This is a genomic window from Deefgea chitinilytica (genome assembly GCF_016881405.1).
GTDB classification, from domain to species: domain Bacteria; phylum Pseudomonadota; class Gammaproteobacteria; order Burkholderiales; family Chitinibacteraceae; genus Deefgea; species Deefgea chitinilytica.
This window is the reverse complement of the sequence record NZ_WOFE01000002.1, coordinates 300,858-317,545: the sequence shown is the minus strand read 5'-3', so window position 1 is coordinate 317,545 and position 16,688 is coordinate 300,858. Positions and strand designations below refer to the sequence as shown.

At 47.0% G+C, this 16,688-nt stretch carries 22 protein-coding genes and 1 other RNA gene; 9 read left to right on the top strand and 14 right to left on the bottom strand.

The window, feature by feature from the left end; translation table 11 throughout:
* Positions 1-35: 35 nt before the first annotated feature.
* The 3 genes from GM173_RS07175 to argF form a co-directional block, all read right to left on the bottom strand.
* Positions 36-1,256 (bottom strand): argininosuccinate synthase, encoded by a 1,221-nt coding sequence (locus GM173_RS07175; protein WP_203570679.1) that lies wholly within the window; start codon positions 1,254-1,256, stop codon positions 36-38.
* A gap of 97 nt (positions 1,257-1,353) precedes the next feature.
* On the bottom strand, positions 1,354-1,977 hold the full coding sequence (leuE, locus tag GM173_RS07170; protein ID WP_203570678.1) for a leucine efflux protein LeuE: 624 nt from the start codon (positions 1,975-1,977) through the stop codon (positions 1,354-1,356).
* Positions 1,977-2,891 (bottom strand): ornithine carbamoyltransferase, encoded by a 915-nt coding sequence (argF, locus tag GM173_RS07165; protein WP_203570677.1) that lies wholly within the window; start codon positions 2,889-2,891, stop codon positions 1,977-1,979. The genes leuE and argF overlap by 1 nt, the downstream gene beginning before the upstream one ends.
* A gap of 211 nt (positions 2,892-3,102) precedes the next feature.
* Here argF and GM173_RS07160 point away from each other — a divergent pair, with 211 nt between their 5' ends.
* On the top strand, positions 3,103-3,402 hold the full coding sequence (locus GM173_RS07160; protein ID WP_203570676.1) for a DUF3579 domain-containing protein: 300 nt from the start codon (positions 3,103-3,105) through the stop codon (positions 3,400-3,402).
* A gap of 129 nt (positions 3,403-3,531) precedes the next feature.
* On the top strand, positions 3,532-4,272 hold the full coding sequence (gene fabG / locus GM173_RS07155) for a 3-oxoacyl-ACP reductase FabG (RefSeq protein WP_203570675.1): 741 nt from the start codon (positions 3,532-3,534) through the stop codon (positions 4,270-4,272).
* Positions 4,273-4,377: 105 nt separating this feature from the next.
* Here fabG and GM173_RS07150 read toward each other — a convergent pair whose 3' ends face one another.
* Together GM173_RS07150 and GM173_RS07145 are read right to left on the bottom strand one after the other, a co-directional pair.
* Positions 4,378-5,667, bottom strand: a complete 1,290-nt coding sequence (locus GM173_RS07150) for a L,D-transpeptidase family protein (protein WP_203570674.1) — start codon at positions 5,665-5,667, stop codon at positions 4,378-4,380.
* Positions 5,668-5,675: 8 nt separating this feature from the next.
* On the bottom strand, positions 5,676-6,806 hold the full coding sequence (locus GM173_RS07145; RefSeq protein ID WP_203570673.1) for a tetratricopeptide repeat protein: 1,131 nt from the start codon (positions 6,804-6,806) through the stop codon (positions 5,676-5,678).
* Positions 6,807-6,869: 63 nt separating this feature from the next.
* Here GM173_RS07145 and GM173_RS07140 point away from each other — a divergent pair, with 63 nt between their 5' ends.
* The gene (locus GM173_RS07140; protein WP_308439583.1) at positions 6,870-7,226 is read left to right on the top strand and encodes a DMT family protein; all 357 of its coding nucleotides are present in this window, start codon (positions 6,870-6,872) and stop codon (positions 7,224-7,226) included.
* A 60-nt stretch (positions 7,227-7,286) separates the two neighbouring features.
* Here GM173_RS07140 and GM173_RS07135 read toward each other — a convergent pair whose 3' ends face one another.
* Together GM173_RS07135 and hpnC are read right to left on the bottom strand one after the other, a co-directional pair.
* Complete coding sequence (locus GM173_RS07135) at positions 7,287-7,871, bottom strand: thermonuclease family protein (protein ID WP_203570672.1); 585 nt, start codon at positions 7,869-7,871, stop codon at positions 7,287-7,289.
* Positions 7,868-8,716, bottom strand: a complete 849-nt coding sequence (hpnC, locus tag GM173_RS07130; RefSeq protein WP_203570671.1) for a squalene synthase HpnC — start codon at positions 8,714-8,716, stop codon at positions 7,868-7,870. The genes GM173_RS07135 and hpnC overlap by 4 nt, the downstream gene beginning before the upstream one ends.
* Before the next feature lie 198 nt (positions 8,717-8,914).
* Here hpnC and GM173_RS07125 point away from each other — a divergent pair, with 198 nt between their 5' ends.
* Complete coding sequence (locus GM173_RS07125; protein ID WP_203570670.1) at positions 8,915-9,268, top strand: ComEA family DNA-binding protein; 354 nt, start codon at positions 8,915-8,917, stop codon at positions 9,266-9,268.
* A gap of 61 nt (positions 9,269-9,329) precedes the next feature.
* Here GM173_RS07125 and GM173_RS07120 read toward each other — a convergent pair whose 3' ends face one another.
* The 6 genes from GM173_RS07120 to GM173_RS07095 all read right to left on the bottom strand — a co-directional run bounded on the left by GM173_RS07120 (position 9,330) and on the right by GM173_RS07095 (position 12,790).
* On the bottom strand, positions 9,330-10,118 hold the full coding sequence (locus GM173_RS07120; protein ID WP_203570669.1) for a peptidyl-prolyl cis-trans isomerase: 789 nt from the start codon (positions 10,116-10,118) through the stop codon (positions 9,330-9,332).
* A 157-nt stretch (positions 10,119-10,275) separates the two neighbouring features.
* Complete coding sequence (locus GM173_RS07115) at positions 10,276-10,539, bottom strand: BolA family protein (protein ID WP_203570668.1); 264 nt, start codon at positions 10,537-10,539, stop codon at positions 10,276-10,278.
* Positions 10,540-10,553: 14 nt separating this feature from the next.
* The gene (locus GM173_RS07110; RefSeq protein WP_203570667.1) at positions 10,554-10,856 is read right to left on the bottom strand and encodes a YciI family protein; all 303 of its coding nucleotides are present in this window, start codon (positions 10,854-10,856) and stop codon (positions 10,554-10,556) included.
* Between the two features lie 10 nt (positions 10,857-10,866).
* Positions 10,867-11,427 (bottom strand): septation protein A, encoded by a 561-nt coding sequence (locus tag GM173_RS07105; protein WP_203570666.1) that lies wholly within the window; start codon positions 11,425-11,427, stop codon positions 10,867-10,869.
* Positions 11,428-11,663: 236 nt separating this feature from the next.
* Positions 11,664-11,761, bottom strand: an RNA gene (ffs, locus tag GM173_RS07100) — signal recognition particle sRNA small type.
* 51 nt (positions 11,762-11,812) lie between these two features.
* Positions 11,813-12,790 (bottom strand): asparaginase, encoded by a 978-nt coding sequence (locus GM173_RS07095; protein WP_203570665.1) that lies wholly within the window; start codon positions 12,788-12,790, stop codon positions 11,813-11,815.
* 32 nt (positions 12,791-12,822) lie between these two features.
* Here GM173_RS07095 and smpB point away from each other — a divergent pair, with 32 nt between their 5' ends.
* Complete coding sequence (gene smpB / locus GM173_RS07090) at positions 12,823-13,278, top strand: SsrA-binding protein SmpB (protein WP_203570664.1); 456 nt, start codon at positions 12,823-12,825, stop codon at positions 13,276-13,278.
* Between the two features lie 54 nt (positions 13,279-13,332).
* Here the strand turns inward: smpB and plsY are convergent, their stop codons facing one another.
* Positions 13,333-13,971 carry a glycerol-3-phosphate 1-O-acyltransferase PlsY gene (gene plsY / locus GM173_RS07085; RefSeq protein ID WP_239078414.1) on the bottom strand — a complete coding sequence of 213 codons (639 nt, stop codon included), beginning with the start codon at positions 13,969-13,971 and terminating at the stop codon, positions 13,333-13,335.
* A 99-nt stretch (positions 13,972-14,070) separates the two neighbouring features.
* On the opposite strand from plsY, the gene GM173_RS07080 reads away from it, so the two are divergent.
* The 4 genes from GM173_RS07080 (at position 14,071) to GM173_RS07065 (ending at position 16,682) form a co-directional block, all read left to right on the top strand.
* Complete coding sequence (locus GM173_RS07080) at positions 14,071-14,427, top strand: dihydroneopterin aldolase (protein WP_203570663.1); 357 nt, start codon at positions 14,071-14,073, stop codon at positions 14,425-14,427.
* A gap of 172 nt (positions 14,428-14,599) precedes the next feature.
* On the top strand, positions 14,600-15,526 hold the full coding sequence (locus GM173_RS07075) for a Tim44 domain-containing protein (RefSeq protein ID WP_203570662.1): 927 nt from the start codon (positions 14,600-14,602) through the stop codon (positions 15,524-15,526).
* Positions 15,527-15,642: 116 nt separating this feature from the next.
* Positions 15,643-16,011, top strand: a complete 369-nt coding sequence (locus GM173_RS07070) for a hypothetical protein (protein ID WP_203570661.1) — start codon at positions 15,643-15,645, stop codon at positions 16,009-16,011.
* A 17-nt stretch (positions 16,012-16,028) separates the two neighbouring features.
* Entirely contained in the window at positions 16,029-16,682 is a 654-nt protein-coding gene (locus tag GM173_RS07065; protein WP_203570660.1) for a Crp/Fnr family transcriptional regulator, read from the top strand.
* Positions 16,683-16,688 lie beyond the last annotated feature (6 nt).

Here is a 16,688-nt window from a genome sequence, read left to right as displayed (position 1 = left end):
AAATCCGAGCCGTTTAGTTTTATTGTGCTTGGGTTTTATTTATTTAAACGACCAGCAATTCGCATGCGCAAGGCGTTAAGTTTGATAAAGCCGCCAGCATCTACTTGATTGTATGCGCCACCATCATCATCAAACGTTGCGATATTCATATCAAATAATGAATTGGTTTTCGAGTCACGGCTCACTACAATTACATTGCCTTTGTAGAGTTTAACGCGAACCCAGCCATTCACAGTTTCTTGAGTCGCATCAATCAGCGTTTGCAATACTTTGCGCTCAGGAGCCCACCAGAAACCGTTGTAAATCATGCTGGCGTAACGCGGCATTAAATCGTCTTTCAAATGAGCTACTTCACGGTCTAGCGTGATCGATTCAATCGCACGGTGTGCTTTCAGAATGATGGTACCGCCTGGAGTTTCGTAGCAGCCGCGTGATTTCATGCCAACGTAACGGTTTTCCACCAAGTCCAAACGACCAATGCCGTGTTTGCCGCCGAGTTCGTTCAACTTAGTGAGAACGGTTGCTGGGGACATGCGAACGCCGTTGAGTGCAACGATATCGCCTTTTTCAAATTCGATATCAAGGTATTCAGCTGCATCCGGTGCGGCTTCTGGGCTTACGCTCCAACGCCACATGCTTTCTTCTGCTTCTGCCGATGGATTTTCTAGGTGGCGACCTTCAAAGCTGATGTGCAGTAAGTTAGCGTCCATGGAGTAGGGCGCGCCGCCATTGCGGTGTTTCATATCGACAGGGATGTTATTTTTCTCTGCATAGGCGAGCAATTTTTCGCGAGATAACAGATCCCATTCGCGCCACGGCGCAATCACTTTTACATCTGGTTTGAGGGCGTAGTAACCGAGTTCAAAGCGGACTTGGTCGTTACCTTTACCAGTTGCGCCATGTGATACCGCATCGGCGTTGGTTTGATTGGCAATTTCGATTTGGCGTTTTGCGATTAATGGGCGAGCAATTGACGTACCGAGGAGGTACTCACCTTCGTATATGGTATTGGCACGGAACATTGGGAAGACAAAGTCACGTACGAATTCTTCTCGCAAGTCATCGATAAAAATATTTTCTGGCTTGATGCCAAATTGCAGCGCTTTTTGACGTGCTGGTTCGAGTTCTTCGCCTTGGCCGAGGTCAGCGGTGAAGGTGACCACTTCACATTGATAAGTGTCTTGCAGCCATTTTAGAATGACAGATGTATCAAGGCCGCCGGAATAAGCGAGAACTACTTTATTAATATCGGACATGCAGATTGCCTTAGTCTTAAAATGTTCAAAAAGAAAATTGCGAATTACTGTGTTGCTAAAGGGGTCTTGGCCTCTTTGTGCAACAGCGCCTTTTAAATTAGTTCAGTGCCAAGCGTAGCCCGAAGCTGACAAACAAAGTCCCGACCAATTTATTCAATGCATTTTTCAGCCAGATTTTAGCTGAAAGTCGACGCGATAGGCTGCTGCCGACCAAGATTAATACGGTTAAATAACTGATGCTCACGAATTGCACAATGAAGCCCAGCGCTGCAAAAGTATGCCAAACATGCGGGTAGCTTGGGTTTACAAATTGCGGAAAGAACGCCATAAAAAACAGAATTGCTTTGACATTGACCAAGGAAATGGCCAACGCCGAGCGAAATGCTTTACGAGTACAGTTTTCTTGCGGTTTGATTGTCTGGGTATCTGCCTGTGGTTTAGCTAAAATGGCGCGTACACCGATATACGCCAAGTAAGCTGCGCCTAAATACCGAACCAAATCAAATGCGACTGGATTGGCTTTCATTAAAGAGGCCACACCTAAACTGGCCGCAAGCATCAAGATCAAATCACCAACGACAATTCCTGCCGCCGCGGCAAAACCGGCCTTGCGACCTTGCGTGCTGGCCATGGTTAAGGCAAAGAGCGAGTTTGGCCCCGGCACTAAAATAATGAGCACTGTACCGAGTACATAGGCCCAGAGATCGGTAATGCCAAACATTAATCGTCCAGACGACCTAACATCAGGTACTCAATCACTGCTTTTTGGGTGTGCATGCGGTTTTCTGCCTCTTGCCACACCACGGATTGTGGGCCATCGATTACTTCTGGATCGACTTCTTCACCACGATGTGCGGGTAAGCAGTGCATGAACAATGCGTTTGCTTTGGCTTGCAGCATCAGTTTTTCTGAAACTTTGTAATTGATAAAGTCTTTCTTGCGCTGCAACGTTTCACGCTCGTAGCCCATTGAAGTGCAGACGTCGGTGGTCACGATATCGGCGTCACGGGCGGCTTGATACGGGTCGTTAAAGGTTTCGAATACATCGCTACCGTAGGTTTGACCATCGAGCACCGTCATTTCATAGCCACGTGGGCAGGCAAGATTGAGTTTGAAATTGAAAATCTTAGCGGCTTGCAACCAAGTGCGGCTGATGTTGTTGCTATCGCCGATCCAGCAAACGGTTTTGCCTTCAATTGAACCGTGATGTTCAATGTAGGTAAAAATATCGGCCATGATTTGGCAAGGGTGGTATTCATTGGTCAGGCCATTGATCACTGGAACCAAAGAATTTTCAGCGAAGCGTTCGATAATACTTTGCTCGAAAGTACGCACCATGACGATATCGACCATGCGGCTCATGACTTTTGCAACGTCTTCAATTGGTTCGCCACGCCCTAGTTGCGTGTCTTTAGATTGCAAGAACATTGCATGTCCACCCAATTGGAACATACCTGCTTCAAACGATACTCGAGTTCGAGTTGATGATTTTTCGAAAATCATGCCCAAAACTTTGCCAGGCAGAGGCTGATAGAGGGCGCCTGATTTGAGGCGTGCTTTTAATTTTGCAGTCCGTTCAAACAGGTATTGGTATTCTTCAAGAGTAAAATCGCTGAACTGTAGGTAGTGACGCATTCAATTTTGTCCTGGTCGATCGGCGCAAAGCACGCGACCAAATGGCTGAAAAAACGATTATTTTCAGTGTTATACCCCAAAAAAGCAAGTATTTTGCTGGATTTGTGGAGCATGTACTTATTCATGGCGCGCTACATATTTCATGCGCCGCAGCATAGGGCGGTGGTATAATGCGGACAGTTCTCGAATTAAACTCAGCTTGGCACCCACAATGATCTGCAATCCTTACGAAATTATCATTCAAGGTATTACCAGTAACGGACGTGAGTTCCGTCCTAGTGATTGGGCTGAGCGCCTATCGGGTATTCTTTCTACTTTTGGCGTCGACCAAAAGTTGTCTTATGCGCCGTTTGTTCGTCCTATGGTGCACAACAATGTGCGCTGCGTTGCCGTTGATCGCCAATTAGAAAAAGTTGATCCGCGCGTCTTTGAATTTATTATGACTTTTGCCAAAGACAATGACTTGCAAGTGGTTGATTGCCGTTCGCTGATTCAAGGCAGCCAGCACTAAATTTCGAATTCCGAAATTTTCAATCAACATTTTTGTAAAAATAGAGTATCTCCTATTGTTGCGCTGCAGCATGTGTTCTATGCTGTCTTTATTGCCCATTTGGGCGTAGACCGTGAATAGGGGATTGCCATGAGACTGAAAGACAAAGTATCCATCATTACAGGTTCTGCCAGCGGTATTGGTGAAGCGACGGCGATTAAATTCGCTGCCGAAGGCGCAAAAGTCGTCGTCTGCGATGTAAATCAAGCCGGTGTCGACCAAGTGGTCGCGGCTTTAGTTGCCGGTGGCGCAGATGCAGTCGGTTTTGTGGTTGACGTGACCAAGCCTGACACGATTGCGGCGATGGTGGCGGCGGTGAAAGAAAAATACAATCGCATCGATGTCTTGGTGAACAACGCCGGTATTACCCAAGATGCACAGTTATTTAAAATGACTGAAGATCAATTTGATCGCGTGATCGACATCAATCTGAAGGGCGTTTATAACTGTACCAAAGCGGTTGTGGATACGATGATTGCGCAAAATTCAGGCGTGATCTTGAATGCATCATCGGTGGTTGGTGTGTATGGCAATTTTGGGCAAACCAACTACGCCGCGACTAAATTTGGTGTGATTGGTTTTGTTAAAACCTGGGCGAAAGAACTCGGCAAAAAAGGCATTCGTGCCAACGCGGTGTGTCCTGGTTTTGTGGCAACGCCGATGGTTAAAGCGATGCCAGAAAAAGTGTTGCAGGGCATGGAAGAAAAAGTACCGATGCGCCGTTTGGCGCAACCGTCTGAAATCGCCAGTGTGTATGCGTTCTTGGCTTCTGATGAAGCGAGCTACATCAATGGTGCCGCGATTGAAGTGACTGGCGGTTTGACTTTGTAATTTTCATGTTGGTGCTAAACAATAAAAAACCCGCGATATTCTGCGGGTTTTTGTTGGGTATATGCTTTTAGCTATTGTAGAATTTGGTTTCTAGCTAAATACCTATTAAATTGTGGCTGCACCTTCCCAAATAATTTTCCAGCCTTCATTGCCGCGCTGCCAATATAGGCGCTTACGCATTTGATTTTCTAAATTATTGCTGCGGTAGTCTTGCTGAAACGTCGTTACGAGTTGTGAGCTATTTTCACCAGCGGCAAAAATAGAAATATCGCTGAGTTGAACCTTTGCCCACGTTTTACCTGTGTTGACGGCTGTTTTTTGGCTGCGCCATGCTTCAATCGTTTGCCCCTCTGCACTGCGAAATTCATCGCCATAAAACTGCAGGTAAGCAGCAGAGTCTAAATTTTCCCATTTGCTTTTCCATTGCGTTAACAAAGCTAATGCAGCAGATTGGCGTTGCAGCCATTCACTTTCTGTTAGCCATTCTACGCGTGGCGCGACGATGACCGGGGTATTGCCCGGCTGCAAATAACTACTCACTTTGAGCATTTCTTCGTTGGTGAGCACCACGCAGCCGTTCGACGCTTGTGGTGCGCGTGCGTAGGTGGCGGCTGGGCTGCCATGCAGCCAGATGCCGTGCCCAGTACGATTTTGGCTGCGATCGAGCTCATTGGGATAGGAAATCGGCCATGCGCCAACGCCATAAAGGTCGGCTAATTCGCCATAAGTTTTGTCTAGTTGCGGACGTGTTAGATGGCTGGTGACAAAATAAACGCCAAGGGGCGAGCGTTGATCGCCTTCGACGCGTTTATCAACGCCCAGTTTGCCAACGACAACGTAATGATCTTTGATGCGCTTAGGTTTGCCGTTTTCATTGGCAAACACATATAGGCGCGACGTTGAAGCATCAACGAGGATGGCGTACTGCTGGTTTGGCGCAAAAACCACGATATTGGCAGGGAGTTTATTGGCCGTTGCTTGGTCTTCGTTGCGATGGGCGATGCGAACCAATGCTTCTTTGCGCAAATCATCGAGCACGCTGCTAGGCGCGCTGGCATTCGTCGCTGCGGCGCCGCCACCAATGGTATCGAGTGGCATCGCGCGCATAGCATAGAGATCGGCGCGCAGCAGTTGCGCTAAACGATAGTTAGGTTGTTCATTGAGTAGTGCGTCGACTGTGGCGCGCGCATCGGCCATTTTGCCTGCTCGGATATCATCAATTGCGGCGAGAATCCTTTCCTCATTGTTCCCCGTTTTGGCTGTGCCAATTTGTTCTGGGGTTAACGTAAACGTGCGATCGCTGAATTCAAGTAAACGTGGTGTTGCTGCGGTAGCAAGACAAAGCAAAATAACCAAGCAGATTAGCCGCTTGGCCCAAGGTGGTAAATAAGACATGAATGTAATTAACCACCAATCCGTTCTTCAAGAATCAACCAGCGATTGCCTGATTTTTGCAGTACTAATGTTTTTACTGTACTGCTCGATAAACGATCTGACTTGTAGTCTTGGCGCAATTTAACTTTGGCAGTATCGTCGTCGATAAAGTCGATTTTTAGAACATTGACTTTCACATCAATCGATTTTGGCCCGGCAATTTTTTGCTGACGATCTTTTTCCCATGCCGCACGACCGCCGGGTGCTTTAAAGCCTTTGGCGTAACTGCCTACATAGCCACCGACATTTTGCTTGCTCCAGGCGTTCGCCCAACTTTGAACACTCGCTGTGACTTGTTCGCGATCATTTTTGCGTTCGTCAACTTTGGGGGCGCTCGTGGGCGTTGGGCTTGGTGCTTCCGTTGCGACTACGGGTTTGGCAGTGGCTGCTTTCGGTACTTCGGTCAATGTTGGTTTCACAGTCGGCTTGATTGTGGCTGCCAAAGTGGGCGCAATCGTTGCAGCTGGAAGTTGAGGTTTCGGCAAAATCAGTGCTGGTGCCGCAGTCGCTTTTATCGGTGCGACTGCTACCGTCGTTGGTGTGGCGGTTTTGCTGCTGGTCGTTGGGGTAGCGACGGCTGCGACTTTGGCTGGAGGCTGATTGGGGTTGAATAAGGTACTAACCAACTTTAATTTGGTTTGAACTTGGGTGTTGTTATTTTCAATTTGTAGTGCTTTGTCATAGGCTTGCGAGGCTAGACGAGCATATAAATCACCCATATTCTCATGGGCGATGGCGTAGCTTGGATTAGTTTGAATCGCCATTTGCAAGGCAGAACGCGCTTTATCAAATTGATTATTATTGGCGTACAGCACGGCTAAATTATTATACGGTTCGGGTAGGTGCGGGTAATCTTCGGAAATTTTAGTAAATGCTTTAATCGCTTCGTCGTTACGGCCTGCTTCGGTGAGCGCAATCGCTCGTAAAAAACGAACTTGCGCATCTTTGGGGGATTTCGCTAAGTACTTATCCGCCCGCTCAATCGCTTGTGGATATTGTTTTGCGCGCAATAGCTGCTGAATATCTTCAGCTTCACCAGCGTAAGTCGTTAATGATAGTGCTGAGAGTAGTGCGGCAAGTGTAAAACGGGCTACAAGCATTTGGATTCCATGCGATAAAGGGTTCGCGGTAAACTGGCGTAATTCTAACAAAAATTCAGGGATTTGACCTTGCTGAACTTGCCTGCAGGTGTATCGAGTATTTTATTGCTAGTTTGTTCAAATGTATTTATGACTTTTGCCTGGTATGGCCATCTTAAAGGTGGGCAAACTAAGCCTTGGCTTTTGATGGCATTAATGAGCTGGGGGATTGCGCTGTTTGAGTATTTATTACAAGTGCCAGCTAATCGAATTGGTTTTCAAGTTTATTCTTTAGCACAGCTTAAAATTATTCAAGAAGTGATTACCTTGTCGGTCTTTATTCCATTCGCTGTGTTGTATATGAAGCAACCGTTTCAATGGAATTATGTTTGGGCGGCTTTGTGTATGGTGGGTGCCGTGTATTTTATGTTTCGAACTTGAAAGGGTATTGCTCTCTAGTTGTTTATCAATATTGATTAGAGGGCAATACCTAATCTTTTTCTACCGGTTTGCTTTGCGCCAATCCCAAGGCGGCGTTGGGTTGCTGTCTTGCCATAAGCCACTGCGCTGGGTTTGTGCTTTGGATTGCGCGGCTTCATATTGCTGAAAACTAGTTCGGTTTTGTGCTTTTTTGGCGTAAGTGGTGTAATGCCATGCCAAGCCTGCGTTGATTTGAGCCAAATTAATGTCTTGTTCTGCTTTGCTAATCCGAGCGACACCACGGCCGTAACGATCAACATCGTCAATATGAGCAGTGACTTGTTGTTCAAACACCAAATCGGACAAATTGCTTTTGGCTGCTTGACCAAAAGGCATGGCTTTTTCGGGCGCGTCGATATAGGCAAGGCGCAGTTTGTACTGTTTTTTATCGGCGTCTAAGATCGTGATGGTGTCGCCATCGGCAACGCCGACTACACGCCCTTCAATTTGACTGCCCTTGGTCAATTGTCCTGGGCTGACTTGGCTTTGACTCCACCAAGTGAACGCGGCAAGGGCTAAAACAATGATTGCTGAAATACGTGCCGGCCAAGTGCGAGCGGTAAATAAACTTAGGATGGCACGTTGTTGCTTTTGGGTAATTCTCATACTTTTTTCGTGATTCCTACTTTGAGTGCCTGCCATAAAATGGCCGGCCAGTCGCCGCCTGTTAGTGTTGGACGGGCATTAAATACATCGTATTGGGCGAGCTTGATTTTGCTGAGCACACGGTCTGCCGCCAGTACAATCGTACGAATTTCTAAGCCAACGCGACCCGGCAGTTGTACCCCCAGCGGTGATCCGGCGCGCAGCATGCGGCGGGTTCGGTCGCATTGAAAAGCCATTAATTGTTTAAATGCTGGGGTCGCTATGCCTCGGTCTATATCGACTTCGGTGAGCGAAAAACGTTCCATATCGTCTTGTGGTAAATAAACACGATTTTTTTGCCAATCGATGGCGACGTCTTGCCAGAAGTTGACTAACTGCAGTGCTGAGCAAATTCCATCCGATAATGCGAGTTGCCTTGCATCGGTTTGTCCAAAAATATGTAATAAAATTCGCCCAACTGGATTGGCCGAGCGGCGGCAGTAATCTATCACTTCGCCAAAATCTTGGTAGCGGGTTTTGACTACGTCTTGCCGAAAGGCGGAAAACAAGTCTTCAAATAATTGCAGTGGAATTGCATATTTCGCCACCACTGGGGCGAGCGCTTGAAAGCGCGCCATATGTGGTGTTTCGCCGCGTGCAATTCGTTGCAATTCGGCACTGCATTCATCCAGTGCAGCTAGGCGTTCTGCTGCGCTCGCATCGCCTTCGTCGGCCAAATCATCAGCATAGCGCGCAACGTGATATACCACCGCAATCGCGGGGCGAAATGCTTTCGGGAGTAAGAAAGAACCAACGGGAAAGTTTTCGTAATGTTCAACCGTTTGTTCTGGTGTGATGCCCTTCATACGCTTTCCTTGATTAGAGCTGACAAATTATGGAAATAATTTGTTGTGCTGCTATAGTTGGCAATACGTGCAGTGAGGCACGCAATTCATTTAAGTTTGATCAATGCTATTGGCGCATTCAAGGGTTCATCCCCATTGTGAATGGCATTTTAGTGTGGCGGACTTAAGCAAATGATTATTAATTTTATGGGATTGATCATGTTGAAAAAACTATTTATTTCTTTATTGGCTAGCTTTGCTTTGATGACTGCTGCATTTGCCGCGGTTGATTTAAATACTGCAAATCAAGCTCAGCTTGAGTCTTTGACTGGAATTGGCCCAGCTAAAGCAAAAGACATCATCGATTATCGTACTAAAAATGGCCCGTTTAAATCAACTGAAGACATTATGAAAGTACCTGGTATTAAAGAAGGTACTTATGCCAAAATTAAAGGTGAAATTTCAGTGGGCGGTAAAGCTGCTGCGCCTGCTGCACCAGCAAAAGCGGATAAAGTAGTGAAAGCAAGCGCTGCTGATAAAGCTGCAAAAGCCAGCGCTCCAGCAAAAAAATAATTCGTTTAGGCGATAAAAAAACCGGATCATTGAATGATCCGGTTTTTTTACGCTTGCAAAATTATTCTACTTTGGCTTTTTTTACCAAAGCTTCAACCATTTCTTGTACTTGTTTACCTTGCATTTGTTGTGCCAATTCAGCTTTTACTTCTTCAAAGCTTGGGCCTTTTGCTTCGCGCACGTCATCAAGCTTGATGATGTGGTAACCAAATTGGGTTTTCACTGGGTCGCTGGTTTTGCCTTTTGGCAAGGCAGCCAATGCGCCACCAAATTCTTTTACGAAGCTATTTGGATTTGCCCAACCCAAATCACCACCTTTAGCTGCGCTGCCTTTATCGAGTGATTTAGCTTGAGCGATTTCGTCGAATTTTTTACCTTTTTTCAAGTCAGCAATAATTGCATTTGCTTCTGCTTCGGTGGCAACCAAAATATGACGAGCTTTATATTCTTTGCCAGCAAAATTTGCTTTGATTTTATCAAACTCTTTACGCAATTCAGAATCGCTGATTGGATTGGCTTTTACGTAGTTGCTAACATAAGCGCCAATAATGACACGTTGTTTTAGCATTTCGAGTTGAGTGAGCACGTCTGGATTTTTATCCGTGCCTTTTTTCAATGCTTCTTGGTACACGACTTCATTTTTAATCAATTCATCTTTGATTTGTGCGCGTAATTCTGGAGTATCTTTTTGTTGACCACGTGCAGTCACTTCTTTCACAAATAAATCAGCTTTGGCCGCAGGGATGGCGACACCATTAACAGTGGCGAGCGTGCCAGCTGGTGCTGCAAACGCAGCAGTTGAAATTGTGGCAGCGGCCAGTGCTAAGGCCAAACGATTTGCTTTAAACATGTAGTGATTCCTTTCTGTGGTGCAGTTGGTTTAAGTCGATAAGCAAAAGTATTTTTGCATCTTAGCCTTGCAAGATCGTACATCGTGTACGGATTGCTAGCTTGACCGCGATGCTGTAATAACGATTGCATGAGTGCTTATTTAAAAATCATCTTATTTAAAATTCATCCGGCGTTAACGCACGAATACTGAGGGCATGTATCTGCTTGGGAATTAAGTCAGCTAAAGGCTGGTACACCATACGGTGCCGCTCTAGCGATTTCTTTCCGGCAAATATAGCTGAAACGATAGTGACATCAAAGTGACCGCCACCACTGGCCGCTCCAGCATGACCCGCATGGGACGCGCTATCATCGAAAATATCAATACTTTCTGGATTTAGCGCGGCTAAACGCAAGCGTATTTCATCGGCGATGCTCATATAATAACAGACTCTTAAGGAAGTACATGGCGGAAGGGTTTTACTTTTACATCGGTAAAAATTCCTTCCGTGACGTAGGGATCATGATTCGCCCACTGTTCTGCTTCGACTAAAGAGGCAAACTCAGCCACGATGAGGCTGCCGCTAAAGCCTGCCGGCCCAGGGTCGACGCTATCAATCGCTGGAAACGGCCCCGCCAATACCAGACGACCTTCGGCTTTGAGTTGTTCCATTCGTAGTAAATGCGCGGGACGAGCAGCAAGGCGGTCGCTGAGTGAGTCTGCTTTATCGGTACCAATAATGGCGTACAACGGCATTTCAATATCCTTATTCTGAATCGGCTGTTTGGTTTTCGTCTTCTGGGAGAATGTACTTAGAAAAATACATAAACTGCGCGATAAAGAAGGCAAGTGTGAGCACTAAAGTACCAAATACTTTAAATTTTACCCAGATGGCTTCCGAATAATTGTGGAAAACGAAAATATTTAACGCCCCTAGTACGACGCAAAACACAACCCAAGCGTACATCACGCGTGTCCAAATCGGGCGAGGCAAGGCGATTTGTGTACCCATCATCGCTTCAATTAAGTTTTTTTGTTTTAAGTGCCACATCGACATAATGAGTACGGCAAAGAACCAATACAGTACGGTGGGTTTCCACATAATAAATTGCTTATTGTGAAAAATAATGGTCATTCCGCCCAGTACTGCAATCATGACGAAGCTAATTAAGAGCATTTTTTCAACGTGGCGATGACGAATCCAGCAATAGGCGACTTGTGCTGTGGCGGCGGCGATGGTGACACCTGTTGCAAAGTAAATATCGTTGGTAAAGCTGTAAGCGCCGAAAAACAGCAAAATCGGAAATAGGTCGAAGAGGAATTTCATGAGGCACGCCAAAAAATGATTTGGGCGATTATGCAGGGGAGTGCGCTGGGATTCAAGGTGAAAAAAACGCCATTCGACGGTTTACGAGGAATGGCGCTCAAATACCACTGGAGATACACGAAGCATCAGCTTGCGAAACGAATCATGCGGGATTGCTGCATCGTGTGCGTTGACGCGCATCAAGAATTTGGCCGGTGGGCAAAAAACGGTATTAATCACGATTTTGATGAGGGGAAGGTGGCGAGCCTGACCCCCGGCACTAGCATCAAAAGCTGTGGCTGCTTCCTTCCGGACCTGACCAGGTTCACCTTCTAGCTATGCGGGGAGGCCCGCCGTCGAGTGTTTTGGCGCGCCAAATAGCGTGCAAAACAACGATAGGGCGCCACTATACCACAAGCTGCGCCGATTGCCATGCTTTGGCGAGGCTATCTTGCGTCGAATCGGGCTTAATTGCGGTGTACAGCCATGTTGTTGCTGCTTCAATGCTCATTTTACCAGCGGGCAAGGCTTTAATTTGCTGCATAAAATTGCCCGCAGCGTAATGACCTTGGCGCACCTCTCCTCGTAGGCATTGCGTGCAATTAATCACAACCGTACCCTGTTGCGCCAATTGAAGTAGTGCAGATTCAAGAGGGGTATTGCTAGGCAGATTACCACTACCATAGCTTTCAATTACTATACCCTTGATGTCTGGTCGAGTTAAGCTGTGTGCTAACCAAGACTCGGTGCCGGGGAAAAGCTTAATCGGCAAAATAGCGAGGCTGGGGTCAAGCGCTTGAAAGTGATAATTTTCACGGGGAATATTTGGCCAAATGCCATCCCAGTTGGGGGCTGCAAAGGCAGCATCGGCATCAGCATCAAGTTTTTTGACCGCATAGCCCGGTAATAATTGGCCGCCAAACGCCACAATGACGCCTGTTTGCTCGCCGGTTGCCGCTTGGAGTGCCAATTCGACGTTCGCAATAGCATCAGTGCCTGCTTGGTGCCACGGGCGTTGCGATCCGGTAATCACAACGGGTTTAGCGATGTGAGCTAGTTGCCAATGTAGTGCTGCTGCGGTCCATGCCAGTGTGTCGGTACCATGCAAGACGATAAAACCATCAAAATGGTCGTAAGCGTTATGAATGTCTTGAGCAATCCGCAACCAGTCTTTGGCTTGCATGCTTGATGAATCGAGTAATTGTGGATATTCACGCAAGGTGAGTTCAATCGTTTGGCGGTGTGATGCACGTGTGAGTTGCTGCAAGGGTTGTTGCAATATGCCAGCAGCAGGTGCAAGTCCTAGCGGGCTAGGCATACAACCAATGGTGCCGCCCGTGTAGAGACAAAGTATCCGATGGGCTGCGAGCTTGGGCGTTGGCATGTTAGAATCCTTGTCTGTTCAGGAGGCATATCATGGTTATCGTTGATAATCGCAAGGCGTTTCACGACTACTTTATTGAAGAAAAACTCGAAGCTGGCATTGTGTTAGAAGGCTGGGAAGTTAAATCCATCCGCGCAGGTCGCATCCAACTTAAAGAAGCCTATGTGATTTATAAGAATGGCGATTTTTATTTGTTTGGTTGTCATATTTCACCATTACTTAATGCGTCAACACATGTGTTTCCAGATGTGGTTCGTACCCGTAAATTATTACTGAAGCAGCGCGAAATTGAAAAATTGGCGATGAAAGTTGAGCGCGCCGGCTATACCGTGGTGCCGATTAATATGCATTTGAAAAATGGCTTTATTAAAGTCGAGATTGGTCTTGCCAAGGGTAAGAAGCAACACGATAAGCGTCAATCAGAAAAAGATCGTGAATGGGCGCGAGAAAAAGCCCGTATCGTGCGTGATGCCACTAAGCAAGGTTAAAACTTTGCATCAAGCAAAAAAAGCCGAGCCATTTCGCTCGGCTTTTTGTTGCGCTTAAGGTTTGGTTTTGTCGCCAATTTTACTTTCTTTGCCCTGCATTAGACCAATAATATTTTGTTTATGGCGATGGATGAGCAAGATTGCAATGACGGTTACAGCGCCTAAGTAAATTGGCTGATTAGGCATCAGCCAGAGGGTCAGTAAGGGGGAAAATACTGCGGCAATTAATGCCGAAAGGGATGAAATTTTGAGCACCTTGGCAACAAAAATCCAAATGGCCAACGTGGCTAAACCCAGCCAAACGTTCAGTGCAAGTAAAATCCCTGCCGCAGTGGCAACCCCTTTACCGCCTTTAAATTTAAAGAAAATCGGCCACATATGACCAATCGTTACAGCAATTGCCACGGCGGCAATCGCTTGGGTATATGGGATCGAACCCGCGTCACCGAGCCCGAGCAGTGGCGCAAGCTGTTGGGCGGCAAAAACCGCAAGCCAGCCTTTAAGTGCATCCCCCAGTAGCGTGAGTGCGGCTGCCTTTTTATTGCCTGAGCGTAATACATTAGTCGCGCCAGGGTTGTTGGAGCCGTAAGTGCGTGGGTCGGCCAACCCCATGGTTTTAGACACAATAACGGCAAAAGACAGCGAACCTAATAAATAGGCAGCAAGAATCAGCAGTGACATTGGCAGCGACATCTATATTTCCACTACAATTGAAGGCTTTCGATTCTAAGCTAAACTGGCCTTGGCCTCAAATTGCATCGTTTGGGGCATCTTAGTCGGTGTAAAACACTCATGGATATTATTTATTTACAGCAAGTACGTGCCAGTACCGTTTTGGGCTGGTATGACTGGGAGCGGGTCAATGCTCAGGTGGTCGAGTTGGATCTAGAAATTGGCCTCCCGTCTGCGCGGGCTTGTGTTTCTGATCATCTGAACGACACCATTGATTACGACAAAGTCGTTACGCAAATTCGGCAAGATTTAGCTGAAAAGCATTTTTTACTGCTGGAGGCACTGGCCGAGCATATCGCGAAAATTGTACTCAATGATTTTGGTGCACCGTGGATTAAAGTCTCGGTGACTAAATTGGGTATTTTGCAGGACGTGGCTAAAGTGGGCGTGACTATTGAGCGTGGTCATCGCGGCTAAGTTCGCAAGAACTTAGGGTATTTGTTGCTGATTATTGATTTGTATTGATTTCTGACTGATACCTCATTGGGTTCTCTGACTAGGCAGGAAGAGAATATTTGCTATGCTATTGAACTTTTCCGCTTTCAACCCCACTAAGGAATAACAGTTCACTACTTAACAAGGATTCGGAATGGCTCGTTTTGCTAAAACTTTGATGGTTGTGATGATGAGCACCACTTTATTTGCGGCCAATATCGCGGAAGCAAAACGGGTCGGTGGCGGCCGTTCAGGCGGTATGCAACGCCAAACCGCGCCTGCGCCACAGCGTAACAATAATGTTCAGCAGCAACCGCAACAACAACCAATGGCGCCGGCGCAAAAATCAGGCGGCATGGGCATGATGGGCGGTGTACTGGGCGGCTTGGCGGCAGGCTCTTTATTGGGTTACATGTTTGGCTCAAATAATGCTTCTGGTGCCGCGCAAGGTGATGGTGGAATACCGTGGGGTACTTTGTTACTGCTTGGCGCATTGACTGCGGGTGGCGTGATGTGGATGCGTCGTCGCAAACCTGCTCAAGCCAACAACGGTATGGCCTATGCAGGTGCGTCTTCTGCGCCATCGTTCCCGCCTGCACAGCCAGCGGCGCAACAAGATCGAGTGTTCCGTATTGGCGAAGGTGCAGGTAGCGCTGCGCCAGCAGCAACGGGCGGTCTGTTTGGCGGTACAGTAGCGCAGCAACAGCCTTTGACTCGCTTGCCAGATGGCACTGAAGTTGCAGCATTTTTGCGTCAGGCGCGCGCGAGCTTTATGCATATGCAATCGCTCAATTCACCGTCGCAAGCGGAAGAAATGCGTCGCTACATGACCCCTGAATTGTTTGCTGATTTGAAAGATGAAATCGGCAGCAATACGGAGGTGGCGGAGTTCCCTGAATTGCATTTGAACTTGCTAGAGGCCGTGAACGAAGGAAATCGGATGATTGCCAGCGTTGAGTTTACCGGCCGCGTGAGTGAAAGCCTGCATGCTGCACCGGTTCCTTTCCGTGAAATTTGGCACTTTGTGCGCCCGCTGGGTAATGATCCGCGCTGGTTGTTGGCAGGCATTCAGCAAGCATAAGCTTGAGAATTGTTGATTTAAACACGACTAAATTCCAAAGCCCTTCATGTCTTTGCGACTTGATGGGCTTTTTCACATACAATTTAGTTTGACAAAATAAATATTGAGCCTTGCCCGTGAAGTCAGTCAAATATCTTGCCCTGTTAGTGCCGCTGATGTTGATGCTCAGCGGTTGCGATCAAGTTCTTGAATTGGTTAATAAGCAAAAGGCCAATGGCAAAGCGGTGGGTGCATCGTGCCGCCATAGTGGTCGTTCGCTCGAGGATTGCTATCGTCGTAATCCTAAAGTGGCCAAAGCGGATATCTATGCCGGTTGGAAAGAAATGAATGAATACATGCAGGCCAAAAAAATTACCGAGGTCGCGCCACCGCCTGATGTGAAGACTGGCTCATTATCGCCCATCGCCGAGATTGACTTAGAAGGCAAAGCATCGGCAGCGAATGAGGCCTCTGCGCCAGCTGCGGAAAAAGCGGGAAAACATTAATTTTGTATAGGTAAAACATGCGTCCATTATTGGCCCAGACTCAATTATTTTCCTCATTGAGCGACGAAGAACTACTGCAGGTCGAAGCAGTGGGCAAACAGCGCCAAGTAGCGAAAGGATCGGTTTTATTTTATGAAAACGATCCTGTTGAATGCATGTATGTGCTGCTAGAAGGGCGCCTTAAACTCTATTCAAGCAATGATAGTGGTCGAGAGTTTGTGTATCACGTTGCTGATCCTGGGATTTCATTTGGTGAACTCGCACTGTTTTGTGATGAGCGCCGTTCGATTTGTGCCGAGGCCGAATCCGATTGCGTGGTGATGTGCATCTATAAAGCAGACTTTATGAACTTATTGGTGAGTAATCCAGAGTTGAAAGATCAAATGCTGATCGGTGCGATGACGGTGATCAATTCGCTGGCGGCAATGGTGCGGGATTTTGCTTTGAAAGACGTTTATGGTCGAGTACGCGTTTTATTCGAGCGCTTGGCGCAGCCAACCGAAGATGGTTTGTTAATTGATGAGCAAATGAGCCAACAAGACATTGCCGATCGTGTGGGCGCATCGCGTGAAATGATTGCCAAAATTATGCGCGAATTGGTCGCCGGAGGTTATGTTGAGACGGGTCGTAAGCGTTTATTACTATTAAAAAAATTGCCTGAGCAGTTTTAATTTCTT